The sequence below is a fragment of the Shewanella sp. 10N.286.52.B9 genome (genome assembly GCF_002873635.1).
Taxonomy (GTDB): Bacteria; Pseudomonadota; Gammaproteobacteria; order Enterobacterales; family Shewanellaceae; genus Shewanella.
In genome coordinates this window covers 26075-51399 of record NZ_MCTY01000173.1, presented here as the reverse complement: position 1 = coordinate 51399, position 25325 = coordinate 26075, and the positions used below count along the sequence as shown (strand labels likewise).

Here is a 25325-nt window from a genome sequence, read left to right as displayed (position 1 = left end):
TTGCCTGCATTAACAGATTACTGTGAGCATTTAGACCTAAAACGACGACAGGGGGCAGCTAACTGTCAGCGCTGGTTGTGCGCTTAATACACCATTTCATAATTTCAAATAAAAGCATTTCCCACTTGATAGATATCAAGCTTTTTTGCTGTGTTGAATTTAGTTTATGAGTTATTATTGGTGATTAATGGTGAATATTCAGTCCTTTGGCCATCAGTAAATGAATTTTGGTGTTGGCAACTCACGAAGGCGTTATGTTATAAATTTAGAGTAATGGGTGGCTTTATATTTTTGTCATAAATTTAGAGTAATGGGTGGCTTTATATTTTTGTCAAACTCTGTATTGGCCCAAAATGAATTAGGTTTTTTAGTGTGGGTGATCAAAGTAAGAATAAGTAAAGAAAACCCAACAACTTTCAAAACAAATGTCAAAATCCGCACAAAAAGCTATTACGTCATCGACACATAAAACCATATAACTTAACGAATATCTAGTTGATAATTGGAGGTGACAGTAAGGTAAACCATAATTATTTCATTGATATAGAATTATCATATAATGCTTTGAGGATAAATTTTTCAAATTAAAAATAGAGATTAATATGCCTTTTAAGCAGTATCATATTCACAATATTAGTATGTTTTTTCGTGCATGTATTACAGCTCAAACTAACACTTCAATAACGCCTTCAATCGCACAAAGAAAATCAACTGAGACTCTAGCTGTTAATTCATTACTGGCTTTATACCTTGGACTATTTACGTTATTTATGTGGTTCGAGCAATTCAGAATGCCTTATATTCACATGGAAAACTTAGAATTTTATTGGGAATTATTAAAATTAGGTCCTTTTTCTGATGCAGAAATGAACTATAGAGCAGTTGCTAAGCGTGAAATTGCTGACCTTTATATCTTGCAGTGGGCCCTCTTTGTATTAATACCTTTGTTCGCTTTAATCATTTTTGTCATTGCTCGGTCTAAACTTAAACAAATGCCAATGCATGAAGCTTCTCAAGGCGGAAAACTGCCCACATTCGGCAGAGTATTGGCATTATTTATTGAAGGTAAAGCGCAGTTTATAATGTTATTTGTGATTGGTTATAGTTTTTTTGCCACGTCAGCGTTTTCCCAATGGATGATAGATGCTGCCAAGGGCCATGCGGACTTCAACATTTATAGCTTGTTTTTTCCGTTAGCATCGTTACTGCTTGTCTGGCAGTTCATTCGACCTTTTGCCACTTACTATGTAATTACAATTAACAAAAACCGTAATCATGGCCTATCGTGATTAAACAGTCCTTATCCCCAAATCGTTGTCCAGCTCGCAAATTTCAAAGCTCGTGCGGGGTTAGGCCTCGGTATTCAACCTTCTTTGAAAATAATTTTTCAAAGAAGGTTGTAGTTCATTAATTAGCTCACCCACTCTAGCTTTATGTTATAACTTCAAAATAATGGATGGCTATATATTATTCAGCTCTTAAGCTCTATAAGATGCAATTAAAAAACAAATCAACCCAACTAATTCATCTTAACCTTCCTAAAATACCGCTTAACCAATCGTTGGTGAAACATAAGGTGTTTCATCGGCAAAGGTTGGTATAACAGCGTAATAAAATGCTCTCTAAATGCCTGAAAGTTATCAGCCAATCCCCAGTAGATTTACTTCTTTATTTAATAAGCGTTAGTCCACATTCTGGCATTAATGTCAAAATGCTACCGTTGTCACTTTAAATACAATTATGGAACCAAGATTTAACTTATTGGTTACAGCTTGGTTGTTTTTTCCAAACCCTATTGCAATCCTCGTTTTGGAATTCATTCCAGTTCTATGATCACATCATTGATTACACATAGTTTCTCTGTGAGGCACCTTCTTTAAAGCTTAATTATTAGAGAAGGTTTTTTTAACAATAAAAATAATGGTGATGTGATGAAAAAACGTTTATTTCGAAACAATAAAAACTCGGCAAATAGTCAATTTAATCATACCAAAATAGGATTGAATTTAATTGGCGTATTGATTGGGAGTGCGCTTTCTGTGACTGGTGCAAACGCGGCAGTTATTGAAAATACCGATGTACAATTTGGTGGTTACATTAAAGTCGACACCATGTTCAGTGATTATAGCCATGGTGCACCAGATTCAGGGTCTATTTCTAGGCAGTTTTATGTGCCTGGGACAATATATGGCGTAGAGGGTAACGGAAATCAGGTGGTCGATTTTCAGGCGAGAGAAACACGATTTAACTTTAAAACGATTACTGATATTGATGACCATAAGTTAACCGGCTTTATCGAACTGGATTTTATGACTCATGCTGACGGTAACGAACGAGTGTCCAACAGTTATTCGCCACGTATTCGTCATGCATTTGTGAGTTTTGATAATTGGACTGTTGGTCAATCATGGACCACTTTTCAAAATCCAGCCGCTTTACCTGAGAACCTCGATTTTGTTGGCGCTGCAGAAGGCACCCCATTTGTACGCCAAACTCAAATACGCTATACCAATGGCGGCTTTCAATTATCTGTAGAAAACCCTGAAACCACCTTAAATGGTTACCAAAGCCCTAGCCGAATTCTGAGCGGTAGTGGCATGGTACCTGATGTTGTTGCACGCTATAACTTCAAAACAGAGGCTGGTGCTAAATTGTCTGTTGCTGGTATTGCAAGGCAACTCAATATTGAAACTCGCATTAGCGATACTCAATTTGATGCAACGGCTTTGGGTTACGGCGTTAGTTTTAGCGGTATTTTACCCGTAGGTGCAGATGATATTAAATTTACTGCGACTTATGGTGAAGGTCTTGGCCGATATATGGCGCTCAATTATGTCAATGCGGGAGTTATCGATGCCGATGGCGATATTGAGGCGATTACCTCTTATGGTGGTTTTATTGCTTATCGCCATTGGTGGAATGACCAATGGCGTACTAGTGTGACAGCGTCAGCGTTTAGCGCGGATAATGATGTCAGCTTGATGGGCGAAAATGTTAATAAAGACTCATATTCTGGCTATGTGAATTTACTTTATTCACCAGTGAAACCATTAACTGTGGGTGTTGAATATATGTACGCTAAAAACAGTAAAGAAAACGGTATTGAAGGCGAACTTAATCGGGTGATGTTTTCTGCTAAATACGTGCTTTAGTTTACTTATAATTAGTGAGAATAGATATATAGCGAGAACAGAGACATAGCATGAGCCTGACAGCAGTCAGGCTCGATTTTAAGTACGTTTACAGGCCGATAGTAAGTGCTAGCCTTGTTATATACTATGCTAAAAATAATCAAATGGCCTTTGATTACCACATTAATTCATTAAATTCCTTTTCAGCTTACTAAAATAGCGTTTAAACAACCTTTGGTGCAAAACAACTTGTTTAGCGCTCAAAGGTTGATATTGCAAGGCTATAAAGTGTTCAGTCATTTTGTCAAAATTAGCCACCAGTTGTGGTTGCTGCTCACTAAATGCTTGCTGAATAAACTGGGCATAAGCTTGTGGTGGCATCGCATCACGTTGAAATCCTTTATTCGCAAGCTTTGCGCAAATAAGGTTATAGCGTTTGATGCAAGGATCTTGTTTGGGCTGCAGTTTAAACACGCCAGCAAAATAGACAATGATAAGGGCAATGATGATAAAGCAGATGATCATCATAATAGCCACTTTACTGCTGCTGACATTGCCAAGGAGTTTGGCTAATACTTGTTGCTGGCGTTGCTCATCAAAACCCAGTACCCACACACTCCAGTAAAAATCGATGCTCGCCAGTTGCAGGCGAATATTGTTTAACCACGGAATATTTTTGACCTGTAAACTGGTAAATAGGCTGTCTTGTAAGTAACTGTCTTGGCCTGTAAACGTGGCATCAAAGCCGTCTAATACTCGCTCTGGGGCAATCATGGCGGTGGGGTCAAACCTTACCCAGCCTTGGCCTTCAAGCCAAACTTCAGTCCATGCATGGGCCATGTATTGATAGATGCTGTAATAACCGGCTTTGGGGTTATATTCGCCGCCTTGGTAACCGGTGACCATTCTGGCAGGTATGCCACTTGAACGGGCGAGAAATACTAGCGCTGAAGCGTAGTGGGAGCAAAAGCCTGCTTGGTTAGTAAATAAAAAGTCATCTACTTGCTGTTGGCCAAGCTTTGGCGGGCTTAAGGTGTAGTAAAAAGCCTGCTCAGCAAAGTAACCCATCATGGCATTGATGCGGGCTGCTGGCTGTGGGTAATCCTTAGCAAATTGGGCTGCCAACTGGCGAGTTTGTGGATTGCTATTATTAGGAATGGCCAAATTTATCTTGCTGATGTCTGGCGCGAGTTTGGCATAAAGAGCGCTACTTGGATAAGAGCTCACTTGGTAACTTAAGCGTTGATCAATGTTGCGCAGTGAGAATAGCCTAAAGTCGGATAACTCGACAATGTGCTCAGATTGACTAAAAGCCTGATCTAAACCAAACAACCATTTTTGATAGGTCGGCTCGGTGATCACTTGATAAATTAATGGCGCAGTAAGACCTGCTGAATTGGGCTTAGCGCGCTTAGGTTTATTGCCATAGGCGCTACGTTGTTCATTTTTACGATAAGGCGACTGACTCCAGCGTTGACCATCGTAGTTTTCCATGACCAGTGTGCGCCAGTACAGTTGCTCATTGCTAATGAGTTGCTGCTTATCGGTGTTATTGAGTTCATTTTCAAAACCGACTCTAAATGCCAAATTCGGCGAGCGGGTTAACTTACTAATATCCCCTAATGCAATTTCATCTGACAGGCCGGTAGTAGCATTTTTCATGCTGGGGGCTAACCACAATGGTGGCAGCCTTGGAAACACCACAAAAAGCAGTATGGCTAAGGGTAGGCTTTGGGCAAATAATTTCACCCCGAAGCGAAAGTTTACCTTGCGACTTGAATGCTGATAAATGCTGATCAGCACACAGGTATTAATGATGGCGACAAAGCTCAGTTGTAGAGTGTCGAGTATGGATTGGCGATCTAATAACGCAAAGCCTATTAAGAAAAAGCCCACCAAAACCACGACTTTAACATCGCGCACTTGGCGCATTTCGATGTATTTAAGGGCATAGCCTAGCAGGAGCAAATTGACTAATGCGTTAAGTAAACCAATTTCCTGTGACACTAAAGCCAAGGTGACAGCGGCGCCAATGGCTAGCCCTGTGACTAATACTTTAGGCGGCGCCGCTACCTTGCCAAGGTAAATTCCCACACGCCACACAAAGCAAATGGCGCAAATGCCGATGCTCCATAAGGTGGCATGCTGGTATAACGGTGATAGCACCAATACATTGGTAATTAATAACCAAAATAGGGTATTACGACCAATGTTCTCATTAAATGGATCATTTAACTGATGTTTTAACGCCTCTGAGCCTTGGGTCATTTTCTGTTCCCCACTGGGTGTTTATCAGTAAATGCTGACGTTGACTCAGGTGTAACTCTTGGTTCTGTTGTAATTGCTGGCTTAGCTACTGAACCATAAAGCGCAATCATTTGCTGACATTGTTTTCTGTGTGACTCGCCACTGTCTTGTTCGATAATTTGTTGGTTTAATGCCAAGCCAAAAACTTGCTGCGATTGAGATAAGGCGTTGACTTGCCACGCCAGCTTACTGAGTTTTTGTTCAAGACTATCACCGAGGGTGTCGTCTAAACTTAGCCACACCGGTTTGCCTTCAGGTTGGGCAAATTCTTTTGTTAGCATTCCGCGCCCTTGTGCCCATTGCTTCCACGCCACTTGTTTAAGTGACTCACCTTCAACAAAGGTTTTAAGGCCTTTATAGTCATCAACCCCAGGTTGTAATTTACCGTGTTCAAATTCGGTTTGATTGTCATTATCTAAACTGGTTAACGATACATGGGTGGCCAGCGGCGTGGCATAAATAATATGCTGGATATTTAAATCGACATAGGACCAAGTGTTAAATAACCCCAGTGGGAAACTGGATGAGACGCGAATTCTACCGGGGTTAACTAGACCTCTGGATTGCGCAGAGCTGCTGACGCTGGTGTCCACGCCTTCAGCGACATCGGTAATGCGGCTATGGCGCTCATTAGGTAGATTCAAGCAAATTTGCTGGTGGCTGGTTTGGCTGTTGTCTTTGTTGATTTTACTGGATAATACAATCGGAAAGGCCAAGTTTTGGTTGGCATAAGTCTCAGGCGGGGTTAATGCTGTTAAGGTTAAACCTGCAAGATTTTTATAGCTGTAAATAATGCAACTATGGAACACACTGGCCAGCAATAAACTTAAGCCGATCACCAAATTGTTTTGATAGTTGGTGCCAAATAAATACAGCACCACTATCAGCACAAACCAAGCGACGCCAAAGCCACTGGGTAAAATAAAAATACTTTTATGGCTTAAGGTAATTTGTTTGTTCGCCGGTATTCGCTTATCTAGCCACTTTGACCAGCGCTGCTTAATCGCGGCGGGGATCAAGCGTGAATACCATTTTTTTGCTGCCTTGGAATTATTCATCTGCAATTAATTTCTGCTTAGCTTATTGGGTTAACGCGTGCGAGAATTTGATCTGACAGCGCTTGCCCCTGCAGTTGGCTATTGGTTCTTATGCGGTGCTCTGCTATGCAATGAAATACGGCCTGAATATCTTCTGGTACCACATAATTACGATGATTTAATAGCGCCCAGGCTTTAGCTGCGTCTAGCAGTGCAATACTGGCCCGAGGCGATAGCCCATTGCCATCGATTTGCTGACGAGAGTATTGGGCAAGATTGATCAAATACTTAAGCACAGCATCAGAGGCACTGACTTTTTGTACTTGTTGTTGCAAGCTCATTAGCTCGGTTGGGCTTAAGCATTGTGTGAGCGGCGGGGCATCACTGCGCTGATGTAGTCCTTTTAGCATGGCTAACTCAGCATGTTCATCTGGGTAGCCAATAGAAATGCGCATCATAAAGCGGTCAAGTTGCGATTCAGGCAGCGGGAACGTCCCTGATTGCTCAATGGGGTTTTGGGTAGCGATAACAAAAAAAGGCTGTGGCAATGTGTGTGTTTCACCATCAATGGTGATTTGTCTTTCTGCCATGGCTTCAAGTAAGGCACTTTGGGTTTTAGGGCTGGCGCGGTTGATTTCATCGGCTAATAACATTTGATTAAAAATCGGTCCTGGGTGAAATTCAAACACTTGATTTTGTTGCTGGTAAATGGATACCCCTAGAATATCAGCGGGTAACATGTCACTGGTAAATTGAATACGTTGATAGCTCATGCCCAGTGAGGTGGCTAAGGCCTGAGAAAGACTGGTTTTACCCATGCCAGGTAAATCTTCAATCAGTAAATGACCTTTAGCGAGAATGCAGGCTAGCGCCAGTTTGATTTGCTCAGGCTTACCTAATAATACCGTTTCTAATTGGCTTAACAGCGATTGTAGTTTTGTTGCTGACACTAAACACTCCGTTAGTTAACAAAAAGGGCCTAATTAAGCTATTTTGCTAACAAGTACATCGAATGACTTACGTTAACCTGCCAAAGATAATAAAGGAAGATATTCAGTGATAAAAAATGATAGCTAAACTCTGTGATGAGTTTAACTATCGTGGCAGTGAGTTATCGGTTTCGAACACTACTCACGACAGCCTTAGTAAGTCTTAAGCGGCGTTAAAGTGGCTAAGCTATTAAGCTAAGGCTAATGGCTATTGGTTAATGACAAAGTGACCAATAAACACATTGCCGCCGTCAAATCTATCAGTAAGCAAACTTGCGTTCGGCTTCGCTGAACATAGGGGCATCGCGACCCTCTTGTTGCTGATAGATCATTCTATAGCTCAGTACGGCTTGCACATATTCCCGGGTTTCCTTAAAGGGAATGGTTTCGATAAAGCTCATGACATCCAGTTTTCCGTCAGACTCTTTTAACCAACGGGTGACCCTGTGGGGGCCGGCATTATAGGCTGCTGTGGCGAGCACGCGATTTTGATCAAACTGTTTGAGCAATTGGCCGTAATAAGCGCTACCAAGTTGAACATTATAATTTACCTTATATAGGTCATTTTTATTGTTAAATTTGAGCTTATTTTTTCGGGCGGTTTCTTTTGCTGTTGCGGGCATGAGTTGCATTAATCCGCGCGCACCCACACCCGAGGTGGCATAAGGGTAAAACGCACTTTCGCGGCGGGCGATTGCGCGTATTTCATCTATCTCAACCTGATATTTTTTACTGGCTTGTTCAAATTCGTTTTGGGCGGCGTTAGGAAAGCGCAATTGCAAACTATTCCATTGTCTGGCTTGTATGCTGGCTTCGACGCTATAATCAAACCAGCCATTTTTAAGGGCGAGTAGGCCATATTCAGCCTTCATCGCGGTATCATGGCGGCGCAGCAAATGAACCCATTCACTGCGAGCATCGCGGGTTTTATCGATGGCAATCAATTCGATAATTCTGGCAAGCCCTGGGTCATCATGAAGTTTTTTGGCAAGCAGTGGCGATGACTGTAACTTGTCATTATTTAACGCCAGCGGGGCCTTTATGGATTGGGCGGCGTAAAAACCATAAAAATTACGTGCTTGGCTAAGTTGCTTCGTTATCTTGTCTGCTTGGGTTTTATCTGTGGTTTTATTTATGCGTGCGCTCCAATACTGCCAGCGAGAGTCATCAATGACATCATCACTGAGTAAGGTTAGATAGTGTTTGATTGCTTTTGTATCTTGCGCTGCGATTGCCCAGCGCAAACGAATTTGAAATAAGTCATCAGAGTCTAAAATCGGTAAGCTTGCATCAATGTGTTCCAGTAAATCAGCTTCTTTTCTGATTAATGCTCGGCGGACAATATAACGATTAAGTTGTTGGCCTTTGATGGCATTAAAACGGTTAGCTTTATCATATTTCTTATATAATTTTACCGCTTGTTTTAAGTCTTTTCTGGCAAGTTTTCTGAGCCCAACATTAACAATATCCGCCACAATGGGCGTTTTAGAAGAAAACTTTTTGGTATTACGTAGGCTGTTGGGATCGCGATAAACTGAAATTAGTAAATCGGCCTCAGCTTTATTTTTGGTGATTTTTCTGGATAGGTATTGGGTTAAGCCATATTGGTTTTCATTAAAACTAAGTAACATTCTTGACCAAATTAATGCTTGGGTTCTTTTACCGGCCTTGGTCCATTGACTAAATAACACATCACAAGCCTTGGGGCGTGAGCGACCATAAAGCCACAGTTTTTCAGCGCCGTCATAAGCGATGTTGTTATTGCCTTGAGATAATTGAGCGCGGTAATAGTAACACTGCAAGGTGACATCATTAGGGGCGTTAGGTGAGATGGCTAAAAAGTTTTGCCACTGCTTTTTCTCGCCAGCATTTTTCAAATAGCGATAACGTAAGCCGTTATAAAGCGGAGTGGTATTAAACTGCTCGATGGCTTTATGGGCCTGAGTTCCACTCATTTTTATAATGTCGGCTACTTGCTCATGGTAATCAAGGTAGACAGTTAATGGGTAATCACCCAACTGCTTACGTAGCTTTTGGTATTGGTTGAGCTGTTGTTTATCTAGCGCTTTGCGGGCATCAAGATACAATTGTTGCTGGGGGCTTAAACTTGATTCTTCAGCATGGGCGAGATTAACGCTAGCTGACAGCCACAATAACCCTTGAAAAAATACAAAACTAACCAATATGTTGCGCATAATAATGAGAATCTCCGCCTCAGTATGACATCTTTTGCGAACCAAACTGTTTGAATCTAATTAATAAATAGTATCTATTAAGCTGCATTATCAATATTAGCCAAGTGTCTATTTTTGCTTAAGGTGTTGCCACCTCAAGCCAAAGAATAGTGCAATTAGCTATAATTGCTCATAAAAATTGCTCATAAAAACTGAATTAAAACCGCTTATGACTCTTTAGAGTCATCTAAGGCTTTATTTATTAATTGAGGATCAAGGTTTTTACTGGTTTCAACGCCCAACTTTTGCATAACATGGGCTTGCCTTATTAAATTACCTTTACCTTGGGACAGTTTATTCATTGCTTGCTGGTAGGCTTTATCGGCAGTGTCTAAAGCGCGGCCAAGTTTATCCATGTCGTCAACATAGCTGCATAATTTATCGTAAATTTTACCTGCTTGGGCTGCGATACTTTGGGCATTTTGGTTTTGGTACTCATAGCGCCAAATATTGTTAATGGTGCGCAGTGCTACTAATAAGTTGGTTGGACTGACTAACATAATATTATGATCGAGGGCGAAGTTCACTAAGCTAGGATCTGACTCCAGAGCCAGTAAAAATGCAGGTTCTATTGGAATAAACATTAATACATAGTCGAGACTTTTTAGGCCGTGTAGCTTGTGATAGTCCTTATGGCTTAGGCCTTTAATGTGTTGACGAATAGATAAAGCCAGCTCTTTTATCGCTTGTTGCTGTACTAGCTCGTCTTCACTATTAAAGAAGCGCTCGTAGGCAATTAATGACATTTTGGCATCAATCACCACATCTTTTTGTTCAGGAAGGTGAACGATGACATCAGGTTTAAAGCGCTTACCTTGATCGTCTTTTAAATCTTGCTGAGTATGGTATTCATGGCCTTCACGTAGACCACTTTCTTGTAGGACCCGCTCAAGGATGACTTCACCCCAATTACCTTGCTGCTTGTTATCGCCTTTGAGCGCCTTAGTAAGATTGACTGCATCTTGACTCATTCGCAAATTAAGTTCTTTGAGTGCATCAAGTTGATGTTTAAGGGCGCTGCGTTCAGTTTGCTCCTGGCTATAGGATTCTCTAACTTGTTGTCTAAAGCCTTCTAGCTGCTGTTTTAATGGCCCAAGCACGCCATCCATTTGGCTGACATTTTGCTTTTTAAAGTTTTCTGACTTCTCCTCGAAAATACGATTCGCCAGATTTTCAAATTGCAGTTTTAGTCTTTCTTCGGCTGATTCTAGTAAGGCGATTTTGTCATTTAAAGCGGTTTTTTCGATATTAGCCTGCGCTTGAATGCTTTGTTGAATCGCATTAGATTTAGACAGTGCTAGCTGGGTTTCCATGAATTTACGCTGGCCATCGTTTAACTGTTGTTCTAGTAATGGCACTCTTTCGGCAAAGGCTTCCATTTTAGCTAATTGACCAATCAATGACTCGAGCTTATTTTGAGTGAGCATTAGCGCATCTTGTTTGTCATCAATTTGCTCTGTAAGTGATTGCTGTTTAATTTCAAATTCAGCAGTTAATTGGCTCATTTCTTCAGCAATGCGTTGTCTGTGTTGCTCCCAGCGCTGACGGGTTAATCGCTGATTAAGTAGTGCGCCAATTAGAAGAGATAAAAAAGCGACGGCGGCTAAAACGATAATTTCGGGGATAGTTAAACTTGTAGGAAATGTCATGCAAAAAACCTGCAAAAAATGATGCTTAAGATTCTCATGCAGGGCAGTACACTGCAAGGCTCAAAAGGACTAATTAATACTTAAGCGCTTAATTATTAAACTCAAAACATCAAAATAGTAAACTTTTTGAAATTTTAACGCGTATTAGACTGTCTACTATTTATATCAAATGATAATAATTGAATGAGGTGACCTATGGTGTCAAAGAAAGGTTTTTTCAAAGGCATTGCCAACCCACCATCATGGGCATTAAAAGAAAATCAAGTCACTCCAGAAACGGTGTTTCGGGATCGACGCAATATCGTTAAAGCCTTGGGGCTAGGCTCGCTCGGGGCTAGCTTGCCGGGGCAAGTGCAGGCGGGTTTGTTCGATTTATTTGGTAGCGACGATAAACCTACGTTTGCGGTGCAAGGTATTGATTATACAAAGCCTAGCCGCTTTCAAATCAATGATAAATTAACCCCAGAAGATAAAATTACCCGTCACAATAATTTCTATGAATTTGGCACTAATAAACAAGACCCGTTTGAAAATGCGCAATCATTTCAAGTTAATCCTTGGGAGCTTAAAATTGAAGGCTTAGTGGATAAACCGTTAACCTTGAATTTGCATGATTTGACCACTAAGTTCGGACTTGAGGAAAGAACTTATCGTTTAAGATGTGTAGAAGCGTGGTCAATGGTGGTGCCTTGGGTCGGGTTTTCACTGGCTGAATTATTGAAAATGGCAGGGGTGTCTAACAAAGCGACTCATGTGGCCTTTGAGACCTTGTTTGATCCAGACCAAATGCCTGGACAACGAAACCGTTTAATGGGCGGAGGGATACATTACCCTTATGTAGAAGGGGTAACCATTGCTGAAGCCATGAATGAATTGCCATTTCTTGCCGTAGGCTTATATGGTAAAACCTTGCCGCCGCAAAATGGTGCGCCAGTGAGGTTAGTTTTACCTTGGAAGTATGGCTTTAAGAGTATTAAATCCATCGTTAAAATCCGCGTTACCGATAAACAGCCACCTACCAGTTGGAATCAATTAGCGCCAAGCGAATATGGTTTTTATGCCAATGTGAATCCGCAGGTTGATCATCCTCGTTGGTCGCAGGCCTCTGAGCGCAGTATTGGTGAAGGAGGCTTGTTTTCAGCCAAACGAATTCCAACACAAATGTTTAATGGTTATGGTGAGTCTGTGGCTGGTTTATATAACAATCTCGATTTGAGGAAGTATTATTAATGCGCTTAACCCCGGGTGGTTTATTGTGGTTAAAAGGGCTTTTACACCTGAGTTTTATCTTACCGGTTGTTTACTTAATTATGCTGGTATTGACCGATAATGCTGGTGGCGATCCGGTGCAATATATTATTCATTTTACCGGTATGGGCGCGATAAATGCTTTGGTGGTGACTTTAATGATCTCACCATTGGCTAAGCTGACTAAACAAGGCTTGTTATTGCAAACAAGGCGGCTGGTTGGCTTATATGTATTTGCCTATGCTTGTTTACATATTAGCGCCTTTATCAGTTTAGACTTGCTGTTTGCGTGGGGCTTTTTAGTTGAAGAAGTCATTAAACGGCCTTACATTTTAGTCGGGTTTAGCGGCTTTATTATTGCACTATTGCTAGCGGTGACGTCTTTTAAAGCATTAAGGCGCAATATGGGCAGGCGCTGGCAATCATTACATAATTGGATTTATGTGTTAGCGATATTGGCGCCGATTCATTTTTATTGGTCAGTTAAATCAGAGATTATTGAACCGAGTATTTATATTGCTGTGATAGCGTGTTTGTTATGGCTAAGAAGACGCCAAATTAGTCACTGGTTGATGCCGAAATCAAAATTGAGGGCGAAAGTTAATACGAATGCTAAAAGCCAAACCTGAATATTTAAGGTTTTTGAGTAGTTGAATTTTGAACGCTTAAGCTTAAAGGCTATAAGCTTGAAGATTTAACTGATGACAAAAAAATACCGACAAAGTGTCGGTATTTTTATGGCTAGCATTTATTGAAAAGCAATTATCTGAATAAACAGTCTTTATTTTTAGCTTGTTTACCTAAGCCATTCACCGAGTAACTGGCAAACAGACTAAATAGCATGACACCGCACATAATGGCAGCTAGTCGCAGCCAAGGTTGCTCCATGGCTATTCGTAGATCAATATATTGAACAGTGCTTACGCCCCATACCCCGATAGTGCCTAATACCAAGCCGATTTGGATTATTCGGTTTAAAAAGTTGTTTTTAAAAGCCAAAAGTAATGGCATAACCGCACAAGTGATTACTAATGGCATTTGGCCGTAACGCAAAAAATGTGCGCCAAGTAACATGTACGCTAAGGTAATTAATAGTACGCGCCACCACATAGGGATTCTCCGAAAAACTGACAATTGCTTAATGATCTTCTTAAGCAAGGGTGTTGAAAGATGACGCAATATAACCGATTTGCTAATGCAAATTTCTAATCTCTATCACATATTCAATAGAGAATAGTTCTTTAGGTGACAAAGCTTGCTGAAAGCGCTGAAAGTGAGATTTAAGGATTAAATCTAGGCTTGGGATTATGTGGTGATATTGTCATTGTATGGCAAGCACAGATGAAGTTATTAAGGTAATTTAAGCCTCTGAGCTTAATAATGAGTATTGATTTTATGTGTTATTTAGGCAAACGAGAAACTTAAAGAAGGGGTAACGCTAAAGCAGAAGAATTGGTCGGGATAACAGGATTTGAACCTGTGATCTCTTGTCCCCCAGACAAGCGCCTTACCGGACTAGGCCATATCCCGAACGTCATTCTTTAGCTAGATTACCTAGAAGGTATTTGCGCCGCAACAATAAAATGCAAAATTGAATTTAAATGATTAATAAACAGGCATTTGCTTTGTGGCTTTTACATCTTTAGTTATCTTTTGCTTGGAAAATAGGCAATATTTTCTGACGATTAAACCGAGATTGAGTTAAATAGCATCAACCACGGTTCAATGGTTATTTATTGTAAAGCCTTCGACCTTCGCGCATGACCTGAATTAGCTCAGGAGCACTGAGTTTTCGCTTAAGACGTTTTTTGTAGTCGATATCATAAATTCGATATTTTCCATGTCTGCCTAGAACCGTAATCTCATCTTGTTGGTATATTGCAAAGGTGCTGCTATCACCGATATAGACCCAGCTCTTCTCACTGGGTTGTAATAGGTTGTATCCAGAGCTGTAATCGGTGATCGGGTTATTACAATGCAGTGCTTGCCCCATGATTGTCGGTACTACGCCATAGTGGCTAGTACGATAATTTACGGTATCAGAGGTTGTTTTAGGCCAATGCATGACAAAGGGCACTTTGACATTAGCAGGTGAAAGATCCTGATTAACTTCACGAGGATTACTACTGAAAATTTGCCCATGGGTACCGGTGACAATGACTAAGGTTTGATCATCAAGGTTAGTAAGCAGTTGTTGTATTTGCTGATCGATAAAGAATAGCGACTGCCTGTATTGGTTATATAGCACTTTTTCAGCAGGTTTTAAGCTTAGATGGGGCTTAACAGTTTCAATGCCTAAAAAGCCAATTGGGGTGTCATAGTGCTTAGTGGCAGATAAGTTTACCAATGAAAACCACGGTGAGGCTTGCTGAGCTTGCCATTGAATAAATAGCTCAGTATTTTTGATGTCGGTTTGCGCGCTGCCAATATCGCTATGGCTTAGGTGCATATCCATACCGTCAAAAATGGCATGATTGGCTAATTCGTCGGCATTGTCTTGGGGCATAAATACCGCTTGATGATAGCCTTGTTCTGACAATACTTGGGTTAATACTGGCGCAGTATGCTCGAACGCTTTTTTATCACTATAGCTCCCTTGTAAGCCATAAAGTAAGGCAAACATACCGGTATTAAATTGGTTGCCACCACTAAAGTGTTCAGTGAATTGCTTATTTTGCAGCTGATACTGGCTGAAAAACGGCATTGTTGCCGAGTTCACCATATCAGCTCTTAAACCGTCAACCGAGACGATTAGGATATTTTGTTGTTTTTGCGCTTTGCATTGCAGCGCAGCTATTGGGTAATTCAGTTGTTTTGATTTTGTTTGATAGGTCTTATCTGGCGCAGTGGAGCCTTCAATACCATGACTTTCCATAAATGAACGTGCCGTTGCCGGATAAGACAATGGCATGGTGTCATCAAAACGGGTAATTTGAGTGACATCATTAGCATCTGCCCAAATATGGATAACATGACTACTGACAAAACAAATACCGATAAAGGCTATGACTTTATTACCTAACTGCTTTTTCTCTATTTTTTCAATTCGTTTCCACAGAAAATTCGCGGCTGTGAGCTCAATTAAAATAATGCCGATAGGAGTAGCAATATAAGAGGTGTTACCTAATAGGGCATTGAGATCTGACCAGGCTAAGTCAAAAGCGAATGGACTTAAGTGAATACCATAATCATCAAATATTACGGTGTCATAAAGTAAAATACATAAGCCGAGGGTTGCGATTAAGGCAGCATAACCCCGTAGGATTTTTGAATAAGGTAGTAATAATGTGGCAGGAAAAAGAAAAACGACGTAAACAATAAAAGCCAAAAAGCTAAAATGACCAATACTGCTAATGGCTAAGTAACCCCAACCTATGAGGGTTTCAGGGTAACCCACACTACTGAGGTATCGCGTTCCCACAATAATGGCTAACAAGCCATTAAAGAAGGCAAACCAGTGGCCCCAGTTAACAAGACGTGACACTTTGTCACGGGTCATTTGTTTTTTGCGCTCAACCATGCGGTATCGTTTTCCTAATTCGTATTAATCAAAAATAACAGGATAATTGATTAATTTAAATGCCTTTTAATGATACTTAACTGGTTTTTACAGATTGAGCCAAGGCTTTAGCGAATTGCTCTGCTACTGCTTGACGAGATTCACTGGGTACCTTGTTTTCCAATAAGTGAGAAACGCAGTTACCTAGCACCATCAAGCTTAAATCTGTAGGCGCTTGATGCTTATTCAGCACTGCTAATAGCTCAGAAATTAATGCTTCAACTTGGGTGTTGGTGTATTTAGATTGGATAGCCATATTCGAAATCGTTCAAAAAGTAATGAATTAGCACGTGATTATATCGGATTTAAAGCTGATACGCTGCAAGTTTCTGTTGCTGGGTGTTAGTGATTATGGGGTTTATAGCTGGTGTTTTCTAAAGCGGACAGAACATCAGTTTAACCCTTGGATCTCAGGAGATGCATTTGACGTAATTTGACGGTTTTATTTTTAGATTTTTGAACACGGTCTGTTATGATATCTACCGCTATTTCGCTTCCATCACAAAGATCAGTTAGGGCTTATGAGCATTAATATCGAACAAGCAATTATCCATGAAATTTCTCAAGATAGTCAGGGGCAACTAAGTTGTCGTTTAAGACCTCAGCCACTATTAAATAGCAGCGCCGTAGAAGCGATGTTAGAAGAATTACACCAAACCTATACCGGTAAAGCGGGTAAAGGTTTTGGCTTTTTTGGAACCCACGGCGAAGATGGCGAAGCAAACCCCGCTTTTTCTGATGCATTAAGTGAATACCGCAGTGGTGAATTAGGCTTTGTTGAGTTTAGCAGTGCTGCCAGTAAGCTTTTACAAGAAGAACTCGCTAAATATGATTTTAGCCAAGGCGGTTTTTTATTAATGTCTTGCTATACCAACATGACTAGCGATTATTTGTTTGTCGCCTTGCTTAATGCCAAGCCTTCAATGACGGTACTTGATGATATGGAGTTGTCGCAAAATAATCATCTTGATTTAACTAATGTCCAACTTGCCGCCAGAATTGATTTAACCGAATGGCAAGCAGACAAAGCTTCACGTAAATATATTTCATTTGTCAGAGGCCGCGCGGGCCGAAAAGTGGCAGACTTCTTCCTTGATTTTATGGGCTGTGTTGAAGGGGTAAATACGAAAGCGCAAAATAAAACCCTTATGCATGCAGTTGAAGATTTCGTAGCTAGCAGCGAATTAACCAAAGATGAACGTCAACAGTGCCGCGACAAGGTATTCGAGTATTGTTCAGAAAGAGCTGATGAAGGCGCTGATATTGAAGTCAAAGATTTAGCGGATGAACTTGCCGACTCTGGTATGGATTCGTTTTATGACTTTGCCTGCGGTGGATCTTATGAACTTGATGAAGAGTTTCCAGCAGATAAGGCCAGTTTACGTACCTTGAAGAAGTTTTCAGGTACCGGTGGCGGGGTAACATTAAGTTTTGATGGCGGCCATTTAGGTGAGCGAGTTATCTATGATCCTATTTCGGACACGATTTTGATTAAAGGCGTGCCTGCAAATTTAAAAGATCAATTAGACCGTCGCCTAAAAGGTGAATAAAGCAACGATTTACAATTAAAGTGTCCAAATGGGCACTTTTTTTTGCACTTAATTTAAAGATTTAACGATTTCAGCACATTATTTAGGGGATTTGGCTATTTTTACATTTTTATCATGGCAATGTGTGTTCTTTTTAGTACACTAGCCAGCAAACTTAACCTATTGTCAGTGGACGAGAAATCGACCACATTGGGGGATACATGATTACTGCCTATGTTTATGAAAATCGCAAGTTAACTGTTCACGAATTAAATGTTCGAGACAGTATTCCCGATCGAACATTGTGGTTAGATATGTTTAAACCCAATGATGATGAAAGGGAATGGCTAAGTCGGTTTTCGGTAGAAGAAGTACCCGAAGAAGAAGACATCAATGAGATTGAAGCATCAGCTCGTTTTTTCCAAAGTAAAGATGGCTTACACATCAATTCATTATTCCCCCAACGTGTAGGATCAGACGTTAGAGGCATTAACGTTTCTTTCAATTTACGTAAGGATTTTTTGCTGACGATACGTGAAGAGGATATCGGTTTAATTCGCTTGCTGCGTAACTACTTGCGCTTAGGCCGCTTAGATGTCAGCTCTCCTCAGGGGTTAATGCTGGAACTTTTCACCCTTAAAGTCGATTACCTGTCTGATTTAATTGAAGATGTATATTCAGTGCTTGAAAGTGTCGGCGAGCAAGTGTTCGAAGACCAAGAATTAGATGATGTGTTTAAACTCATTACCTTACAAGAAGATTCAAATGGTAAAATTCGCTTAAGTTTGCTCGATACTCAGCGGTCTTTACGTTATATCCAACGTTATTATCGCGAACATTTATCTGAAGAAAATATTAAAGATTTGCGTGAAATGCTATCTGATATTGAGTCATTGATGCCCCACAGCCAATTTATTTTTGATAAGTTAAACTTTTTGCTGGATGCGGCGATGGGCTTTAGTGGTATACAACAGACTAAAATTATTAAGATATTTTCGGTTGCAGCAGTAGTGTTTTTACCGCCAACGGTTATTGCCAGTAGTTATGGAATGAACTTTACCAATATGCCTGAACTAGATTGGCGTTTTGGTTATCCCATGGCCATAGGAATGATGCTCGCGAGCGCCGCAGGTACGTATTTCTTCTTTAAACGTAAAGGCTGGCTATAGCGCTTTTATAAAGCTGATGACTTTAAAGCCATTAACGCAACCGTTAATGGCTTTTTTTGTTGGGTCGATGCTGATGTTAAAACGCAAACTTAGCTATTCGATTATGCATTGCCAATGGCATAACTTATGTTTTCTCTTGGGCTTAGGTACTTGAAGATTTTTTCGGGTAATGCAGAAGCTGGCAAACAGCGCACAATGCTGATGTCTTCTTTTTCTAAATCAATAATTGGTGCTTGCTCTTTTGGTACGATAGGGTCGTAGAGCATAATTTGCGGAAATAATATCTTGTTTAAATTTACTGACATTACCATGCCAAATTGACCACTTGAAAGCTCGATGAGGCTGCCCGGTGGATAAACACCGATAGTTTTGATGAGCTTACCAACGTACTCAGGGTTAAGTTTACTTTTATAATTTTTGTAAAGTAGCCCCAAAGAAGCATAAGGGGTTTTAGGTTTTGATAACTTAGTACCGTTACACAAGTTATCGTACTCATTAATAACACTTATTAGTTGCGAGTATTTGTCTAACTGATCGCCTTTTAGGCCTTTGGGGTAGCCAGAGCCGTCAAGGTACTCATGATGATTAGTAATCATGGGTTTAGCCTGTTCAGGAAAGCTGTCAGCTAATTTTAAAAAGTTGAGGCTCATCAAAGAATGCTGTTTTAATAAGTTCTTTTCCGGCGTCGTTAGCGGCAATTGTTTGCTCAAAATATTACTGGGGATTTTTAGTTTCCCCAGATCATGAAATAACGCACCAAGGCCTATAAGTTCAATTTCATCACGAGGCCAGTTTAAGTTTTTAGCCAGCATCATACACATTGTCGACACATTGAGTGAATGATGGAAAATGACATCATTGGGCTTTGCATCAGTCATTAAATGCAGCACCAAATCATCAGAACTCAATAGCATATTGGTCATGTCTGTGATCATTTCTTTTGCATCACTGACCGAATTTAAAGGGCGACTGCCAAGCTTTGATACGCTTGAGCGCATCATGGCGATAGAACGCTCAAATTGCTGTTCGGTTTTTTTCAAATTGCGGCGTAACTTTTTTTGGGCATCGATTTGAATCTGTTTGTATGATTCCATTTTAGCTTTAATCTGTTTTAGCTCCTCAGGATCAACCACTGTACTAGCGTTTTTATTCGCTGAGGGTTTTAAGTCAATTAACCCTAAATCACTGCGCTCGGCGTCATAATAAATATCGTTAATATTGAGGCTTTTAAGTAATTCAATTTGTGACTGGGATTTTAGTTTGAAATTACTAAATAAAAATGGGTGATCTTTCCATGAAATAGGTAGCCGAATGAAATGACCTACCTGAAGCTGATTAATTGAAATTTTTATGTTTTTGTTCATAGATTAAAAGAGTATCACCTGATTTATTGTTTTATTTATAGCGGTTATGTGGATGCACTTTGCAGTGCAAAACATTCCGTGGCAGCATAATATCATTACAATATTAAAAAGTGCCTATAGATTATGGATTTTATTGACGTTATCCCCAATGCTATTAGTGATGATTTGTGCGACAGGTTACGAAATGCTTTTGATAATCACTCTGGAGTGACTGAAGGAAAGACAGGACAGGGTGTCGATAGGAATAAAAAACGCAGTTTAGATTTAACCTTAGACTTGCACAATAACTTAACCCAGCTTAAAAATGAGTTATTACAGTTAACATTAACCCATGCGGCAAACTATTTCAGCCAGTACCCTATGGCACTCATGGGTGCGGTATCTGTCACCATCGCCAATGATAAAGGTGAAGCTGTTACGCTAAATCCTGATAACTTTTCTGACCTAGGGGCGAATAAAGCCAAAGCGATAACGCAATATTTATACCGCAGTGGTACGGTTAATGTGCAAAAATATCAGCAAAGTTTAGGTGGTTACCCTCATTGGCATTCAGAACACTTTCCGCAGTCTGGTTCCCATGAAGCCTTGCATAGGGTATTACTTTATATGTATTACCTTAATGATGTTGAGCAAGGCGGTGAAACTGAGTTTTATTATCAAAATAAAGTCATTAAGCCTACAAAAGGTACTATGGTGATTGCCCCCGCAGGCTTTACCCACACCCATAGGGGCAATATCCCTATCAGTGATGATAAATATATTGCCACCTCATGGATAATGTTCAATCGCGCTGAGCAACTTTATACCGCGCAAGCGAAGTGATGCTCATTGATTGGGGATCTTAATAGTGAATTTTGCCCCTTGTAACTGACTTTCTGTAATTGATAAGGTGCCGTGATAACTGCTGACAATTTCATGACACACTGCAAGTCCAATGCCTTGACCGGGGGATTGGGTGTCAGCGCGCACACCACGCTGAATGATGCGCGTTTTGAGTGCATCTTCAACGCCAGGGCCATCATCCTCTACGATTAACACAGTGCTGCCATCGTCATCAATAAAGGCTGTAACCTTGACCTGACTGATACACAATCTAAAGGCATTTTCCATTAAATTACCGCACAGTTCCATCAAATCACCTTTATTGACTGGAAAGCTAATATCAGAATTAATATCACTACTAAACTGCACTGACTTTTCATGATAAATCTTGAATAACATTTGTGATAACTGCTCAACCATGGGTAACACGGGCGTTTGCTCCTGTATTAGTCCTTGTCGGCCCACTAAGGCTCTTTTGAGTTGATATTTTACGAGTTGATCCATTTGTCCTACTTGCTGCATGATTTTTTCGCTCGCATCAGCCTTACTTAACTGCTGGTCGTCAGTAATGGCGTGAACCGCAGCTAAGCGGGTTTTTAGACTGTGGGCTAAATCATTCATGGCATTTTGATAGCGAGTTTGCTGTTCGCTAGATTGGACTAATAATTGATTTAACGCTTGAGTAACGCCTTTTAATTCTTGTGGGTAATCACTTGATAGTGTTTGTTTTTTTCCCTTAGTGATTGCTTGTAGTTCTTGTTTAAGGGTTATCATTGGATGCATGCCCCAATAGGCTGCACTGATCAGTAGTATGAAGGCTAAACCTAGTACAACGGCCAGTCGCAGATAAGTTAACCGTTTAAAGCGTTTGAAGTCTCTTTCAACGGTTTTTGCATCTTTGAGCACTATCATGTTGTATTGCTGTTGATTCAATTCAACCGGTAATTGATAGGCAAAATAAGACTTATTATTTGCCGTGGTCAGATAATAGGGCGGGGATGTATCGGCAATGGTTTTAAATCGGCTACAAATGTCATTGATGCCGTTTTCTTTTGCCAGTGTAGAGGTCCAAATTTGGCGATAATTATCCCCACAACTGGCCATAATATAGCGTTTCTGCCTATTATTTTCTTGCAGCCAATTGTTATTTTTCGGAATTAAGTCGTGCTCTCTTAATTCGGCTGCAATTTGAGGCATTTCAGCGATTAGTTGCGAAGTTTCGACATTGTAGCTATTTTGGGCGTGTAAAATGGTCAATGACCAAGCTAGGGCAAAACCAACAAGTGCAATAATCGCTAAGGATGTGATTAACATCCTCGTGAGCAGACGCTTTTTGGGTTTAAATCTTAGCTGCATGGTAAGTTAAATTTATATCCTTGACCGCGTATTGTTGCGATGGGGTTTTCAATAGTGCCTTTAGTCAATTTTTTTCTGATACGGCTTACCATTACCTCGATAGTATTAGGGTCACCTTCTTTATCACCATAAATCACATCAAGTAAGCGTTGCTTGGCAACGACTTCATGGCAATGACGCATTAAATATTCCAAAATTAAATATTCAAAGGCGGTGACTTCCATTGGCTCATCATTTAATGAGACTTGTTTAGCGGCTAAATCAAGCTGCAGAGCACCTGAGCTGATGGTCGATTTAACAAAGCCTGCACTACGGCGCACAAGAGCGTCGAGGCGAGCGACTAACTCTTCTTTTTGAAATGGTTTTACCAGGTAGTCATCTGCACCGGCATTAAGGCCTTCTACTTTATCTTGCCAGTTAACTCTCGCGGTTAAGATGAGAATAGGAGCTTTGACGCCTGCATTTCGAATTTCAGAAATCAATGTCATGCCATCTTTATCGGGCAGGCCAAGGTCAACGATGGCAATATCAATAGGGTAGTTAGTTGCTTGATAAAAGCCTTCTTTAGCCGTCAAAGCCACTTGGACTTGATTGCCTAATTCAGATAACTGCACATTTAGATGGTGCGATAAAATCGGATCGTCTTCGATTACCAAAATTCTCATAGGAAATACTCTTACATTGTTAATCGTTAGATATTATCAGCCTAATACTTAACTGTAGCTGACACAGAGGCATTTTATTTTGAATTGTTAACCTCTAGTTCAACAGGTGCGTGGATATTAATGACATTGCAATGGTAATAGCGACGCCAAGGAAAATAATACCGGTAATGATATTAATTATATTATTGCCTTTAGCCATTTTGTGTTGAATGTTGGGGTTGGTTAATATGATGGCGAGAAAGCAAAACCAAATGATAGATAAGCCAAATAATAAGCTAGCTGACGCAAATTTCGTTTCTATAGTGACCTGTGGTGTCACCAGTACGGTAAAAATGGTGATAAAGAATATTAACGCTTTAGGGTTAAGCAAATTAGTATAAAGGCCAATTTGAAAGCCTTTTAAAGCAGACATAGTGCCTTGGTGAGGGAGACGGCCATTGATTTCAGTTTCATCAGATGATGCTTGAGTTTGTGTATATGCCCGATATGAGGCCGCTAAAGCGCCATAACCCATCCATGCCAAGTAACTCACCCCAATAATTTGCACCACTATGTAAGCCATTGCAGATTGCTGGATCATGATGCTTATCCCTAAAAGTGATAGCAAACTGTGCACCAATATCGCGGCACTTATTCCTACCGCGCACATGATTGCAGTGCTGCGAGTTTGTTGTGTGGCTGTTTTTACAATAATAGCGAAATCAGGCCCTGGGCTAATTAATGCTAAAGAGTGAATAACGGCAAGGGTTGAAAGCAGGGTAAAATCCATTTTAATCTCATGAGTTAAGCATCTGATTAGTTAGGTTATAACACAAATAAAAAAGGCGCCATAATATGGCGCCTAAATATTTAATGCTAATGTATTTTACGCTTTGACGTTTTTAACTTGATCTTCAAAGCTCGCACTTACTTTACCCGCTTGTGAATCATTGAATACAGCTTCATTGAACTCACCTTCAGATTTGGCAATGACGATAGTTGCGACTGAGTCACCCGTTACGTTAACCGCGGTACGGATCATATCAAGTAGACGATCAACACCGATAATCAATGCAATACCTTCTACAGGAAGGCCGACTTGGTTGAGCACCATGGCGAGCATGATTAAGCCAACGCCAGGAACGCCAGCAGTACCAATGGATGCCAATGTCGCAGTAACAACCACTGTTACATAATCCATTAGGCTCAGTTCAATACCAAATACTTGGGCAATAAATACCGTTGCCACACCTTGCATAATAGCGGTGCCATCCATATTGATGGTAGCGCCTAGGGGTAAGGTGAATGAAGCGACTTTATTATCAGCACCTAAACGGTGTTCACACGTCTCGATGGTAACAGGTAAGGTTGCATTTGAACTTGCAGTACTGAAAGCAAATAATTGCACATCACGGATTTTACGTAAGAACATTAATGGGCTTAAACCTGAGAATGCCTTGAGTAACGTAGGGTAAACAACCAGTGCTTGCAGAAGTAATACAAAAATTACTAAGAAGAAGTATTGAACTACGCTACCGAATGTTTCTAAACCTAGGGTCAAGCTTAGTTTTGCCATCAGCGCAAATACACCATAAGGCGCAAGTTGCATGATTAAAGTAACCACGCGCATGATGACTTCATTTAAATCATTGAATAATGCCGATACACGTGCGCCGCGCTCGCCAATGTGTGAAATTGCAAAACCAAAGATGACTGCAAAAATAATGATTTGCAGCATGTTGCCTTGGCTCATGGCTTCAATTGGGTTTGTTGGTACGATATTAATCACGACTTCAGCAAGGCTAGGGGCATCTTTAGCGCTGAACTCCATCGCAGAGGTTGCCAGTGATGCGTTACCAGGGTGAACGAGAATGGCCATTGAAATTGCGACCGTTAAAGCAATCGCGGTGGTGAACATGTAAAACGCAATGGTTTTACCACCAAGTCGGCCTAATTTGGACGGGTCACTCAATGAACAGGTACCACAAACCAGTGATACGAACACTAGCGGAACCACTAACATTTTTAAACTTGAAATGAAGATGGTTCCAACAACGTGCAAGATACCTTCAGTAATATAATCTTTTACGAATAAACTATCGGGGAACACATTTCTTAGAATTAATCCAAGAATAATACCCGCTGCCATACCTATTAGTATTTTGCTTGTTAAACCAAGCTTACTTTTATTAATCAAAACTACATCCTTCCCATCATTTTTATAAGTATATTTTTTACATTTTTAAGCCTATCAGGAAACGAAATCTTATGAAACGGGGTAAAAGTT

20 protein-coding genes and 1 tRNA gene are annotated in these 25325 nt (G+C 40.5%); 7 read left to right on the top strand and 14 right to left on the bottom strand.

The annotated features are described in order from the left end of the window. The first annotated feature begins 602 nt into the window (after positions 1-602). Complete coding sequence (locus BCU91_RS11845) at positions 603-1289, top strand: hypothetical protein (protein ID WP_102439753.1); 687 nt, start codon at positions 603-605, stop codon at positions 1287-1289. Positions 1290-1931: 642 nt separating this feature from the next. Then, positions 1932-3152, top strand: a complete 1221-nt coding sequence (locus BCU91_RS11840; RefSeq protein ID WP_241904075.1) for a DcaP family trimeric outer membrane transporter — start codon at positions 1932-1934, stop codon at positions 3150-3152. Positions 3153-3314: 162 nt separating this feature from the next. Here BCU91_RS11840 and BCU91_RS11835 read toward each other — a convergent pair whose 3' ends face one another. The 5 genes from BCU91_RS11835 to rmuC form a co-directional block, all read right to left on the bottom strand. Beyond that, positions 3315-5399: a DUF3488 and transglutaminase-like domain-containing protein gene (locus BCU91_RS11835; protein ID WP_102531534.1), complete on the bottom strand. Its 2085-nt coding sequence runs from the start codon at positions 5397-5399 to the stop codon at positions 3315-3317. Beyond that, positions 5396-6496: a DUF58 domain-containing protein gene (locus BCU91_RS11830; protein WP_102531533.1), complete on the bottom strand. Its 1101-nt coding sequence runs from the start codon at positions 6494-6496 to the stop codon at positions 5396-5398. Before BCU91_RS11830 ends, BCU91_RS11835 begins: the two co-directional genes overlap by 4 nt. A gap of 17 nt (positions 6497-6513) precedes the next feature. Further along, positions 6514-7425, bottom strand: coding sequence for a MoxR family ATPase (locus BCU91_RS11825; RefSeq protein ID WP_102531532.1), 912 nt, complete (start codon positions 7423-7425; stop codon positions 6514-6516). 299 nt (positions 7426-7724) lie between these two features. Beyond that, positions 7725-9659: a transglycosylase SLT domain-containing protein gene (locus BCU91_RS11820; RefSeq protein WP_102439757.1), complete on the bottom strand. Its 1935-nt coding sequence runs from the start codon at positions 9657-9659 to the stop codon at positions 7725-7727. A gap of 206 nt (positions 9660-9865) precedes the next feature. Next, entirely contained in the window at positions 9866-11347 is a 1482-nt protein-coding gene (rmuC, locus tag BCU91_RS11815; RefSeq protein WP_102439758.1) for a DNA recombination protein RmuC, read from the bottom strand. Positions 11348-11542: 195 nt separating this feature from the next. Between rmuC and msrP the strand changes: the two genes are divergently transcribed. Together msrP and msrQ are read left to right on the top strand one after the other, a co-directional pair. Beyond that, positions 11543-12577 (top strand): protein-methionine-sulfoxide reductase catalytic subunit MsrP, encoded by a 1035-nt coding sequence (gene msrP, locus BCU91_RS11810; protein ID WP_102531531.1) that lies wholly within the window; start codon positions 11543-11545, stop codon positions 12575-12577. Continuing rightward, positions 12577-13224, top strand: a complete 648-nt coding sequence (msrQ, locus tag BCU91_RS11805; protein ID WP_102519949.1) for a protein-methionine-sulfoxide reductase heme-binding subunit MsrQ — start codon at positions 12577-12579, stop codon at positions 13222-13224. Before msrP ends, msrQ begins: the two co-directional genes overlap by 1 nt. A 133-nt stretch (positions 13225-13357) precedes the next feature. Here msrQ and BCU91_RS11800 read toward each other — a convergent pair whose 3' ends face one another. The 4 genes from BCU91_RS11800 to BCU91_RS11785 form a co-directional block, all read right to left on the bottom strand. After that, a complete protein-coding gene (locus tag BCU91_RS11800; RefSeq protein WP_102519950.1) occupies positions 13358-13705 on the bottom strand; it encodes a hypothetical protein in 348 nt (115 codons plus the stop codon). A 343-nt stretch (positions 13706-14048) separates the two neighbouring features. Further along, positions 14049-14125, bottom strand: a tRNA-Pro gene (locus BCU91_RS11795). 199 nt (positions 14126-14324) lie between these two features. Continuing rightward, complete coding sequence (locus BCU91_RS11790; RefSeq protein ID WP_102531530.1) at positions 14325-16115, bottom strand: DUF3413 domain-containing protein; 1791 nt, start codon at positions 16113-16115, stop codon at positions 14325-14327. A 76-nt stretch (positions 16116-16191) separates the two neighbouring features. Then, the gene (locus BCU91_RS11785; protein WP_076536859.1) at positions 16192-16410 is read right to left on the bottom strand and encodes a YejL family protein; all 219 of its coding nucleotides are present in this window, start codon (positions 16408-16410) and stop codon (positions 16192-16194) included. A 265-nt stretch (positions 16411-16675) separates the two neighbouring features. Here BCU91_RS11785 and yejK point away from each other — a divergent pair, with 265 nt between their 5' ends. Next, on the top strand, positions 16676-17704 hold the full coding sequence (gene yejK / locus BCU91_RS11780) for a nucleoid-associated protein YejK (protein WP_102439763.1): 1029 nt from the start codon (positions 16676-16678) through the stop codon (positions 17702-17704). Between the two features lie 200 nt (positions 17705-17904). Further along, entirely contained in the window at positions 17905-18852 is a 948-nt protein-coding gene (corA, locus tag BCU91_RS11775) for a magnesium/cobalt transporter CorA (protein WP_102439764.1), read from the top strand. 101 nt (positions 18853-18953) lie between these two features. Here the strand turns inward: corA and BCU91_RS11770 are convergent, their stop codons facing one another. Continuing rightward, positions 18954-20216: a DUF3391 domain-containing protein gene (locus BCU91_RS11770; RefSeq protein WP_102439765.1), complete on the bottom strand. Its 1263-nt coding sequence runs from the start codon at positions 20214-20216 to the stop codon at positions 18954-18956. Positions 20217-20339: 123 nt separating this feature from the next. Between BCU91_RS11770 and BCU91_RS11765 the strand changes: the two genes are divergently transcribed. Further along, positions 20340-21038: a 2OG-Fe(II) oxygenase gene (locus BCU91_RS11765; RefSeq protein WP_102531529.1), complete on the top strand. Its 699-nt coding sequence runs from the start codon at positions 20340-20342 to the stop codon at positions 21036-21038. Between the two features lie 3 nt (positions 21039-21041). Here the strand turns inward: BCU91_RS11765 and BCU91_RS11760 are convergent, their stop codons facing one another. From BCU91_RS11760 to BCU91_RS11745, 4 genes are all read right to left on the bottom strand, one after another. Further along, positions 21042-22394 carry an ATP-binding protein gene (locus tag BCU91_RS11760; protein ID WP_102476124.1) on the bottom strand — a complete coding sequence of 451 codons (1353 nt, stop codon included), beginning with the start codon at positions 22392-22394 and terminating at the stop codon, positions 21042-21044. After that, positions 22385-23059 carry a response regulator gene (locus tag BCU91_RS11755; RefSeq protein WP_102531528.1) on the bottom strand — a complete coding sequence of 225 codons (675 nt, stop codon included), beginning with the start codon at positions 23057-23059 and terminating at the stop codon, positions 22385-22387. The genes BCU91_RS11760 and BCU91_RS11755 overlap by 10 nt, the downstream gene beginning before the upstream one ends. A gap of 94 nt (positions 23060-23153) precedes the next feature. Next, entirely contained in the window at positions 23154-23828 is a 675-nt protein-coding gene (locus BCU91_RS11750) for a LysE family transporter (RefSeq protein ID WP_102439769.1), read from the bottom strand. A 96-nt stretch (positions 23829-23924) separates the two neighbouring features. Then, the gene (locus tag BCU91_RS11745) at positions 23925-25235 is read right to left on the bottom strand and encodes a dicarboxylate/amino acid:cation symporter (protein ID WP_102439770.1); all 1311 of its coding nucleotides are present in this window, start codon (positions 25233-25235) and stop codon (positions 23925-23927) included. Positions 25236-25325: the final 90 nt, after the last annotated feature.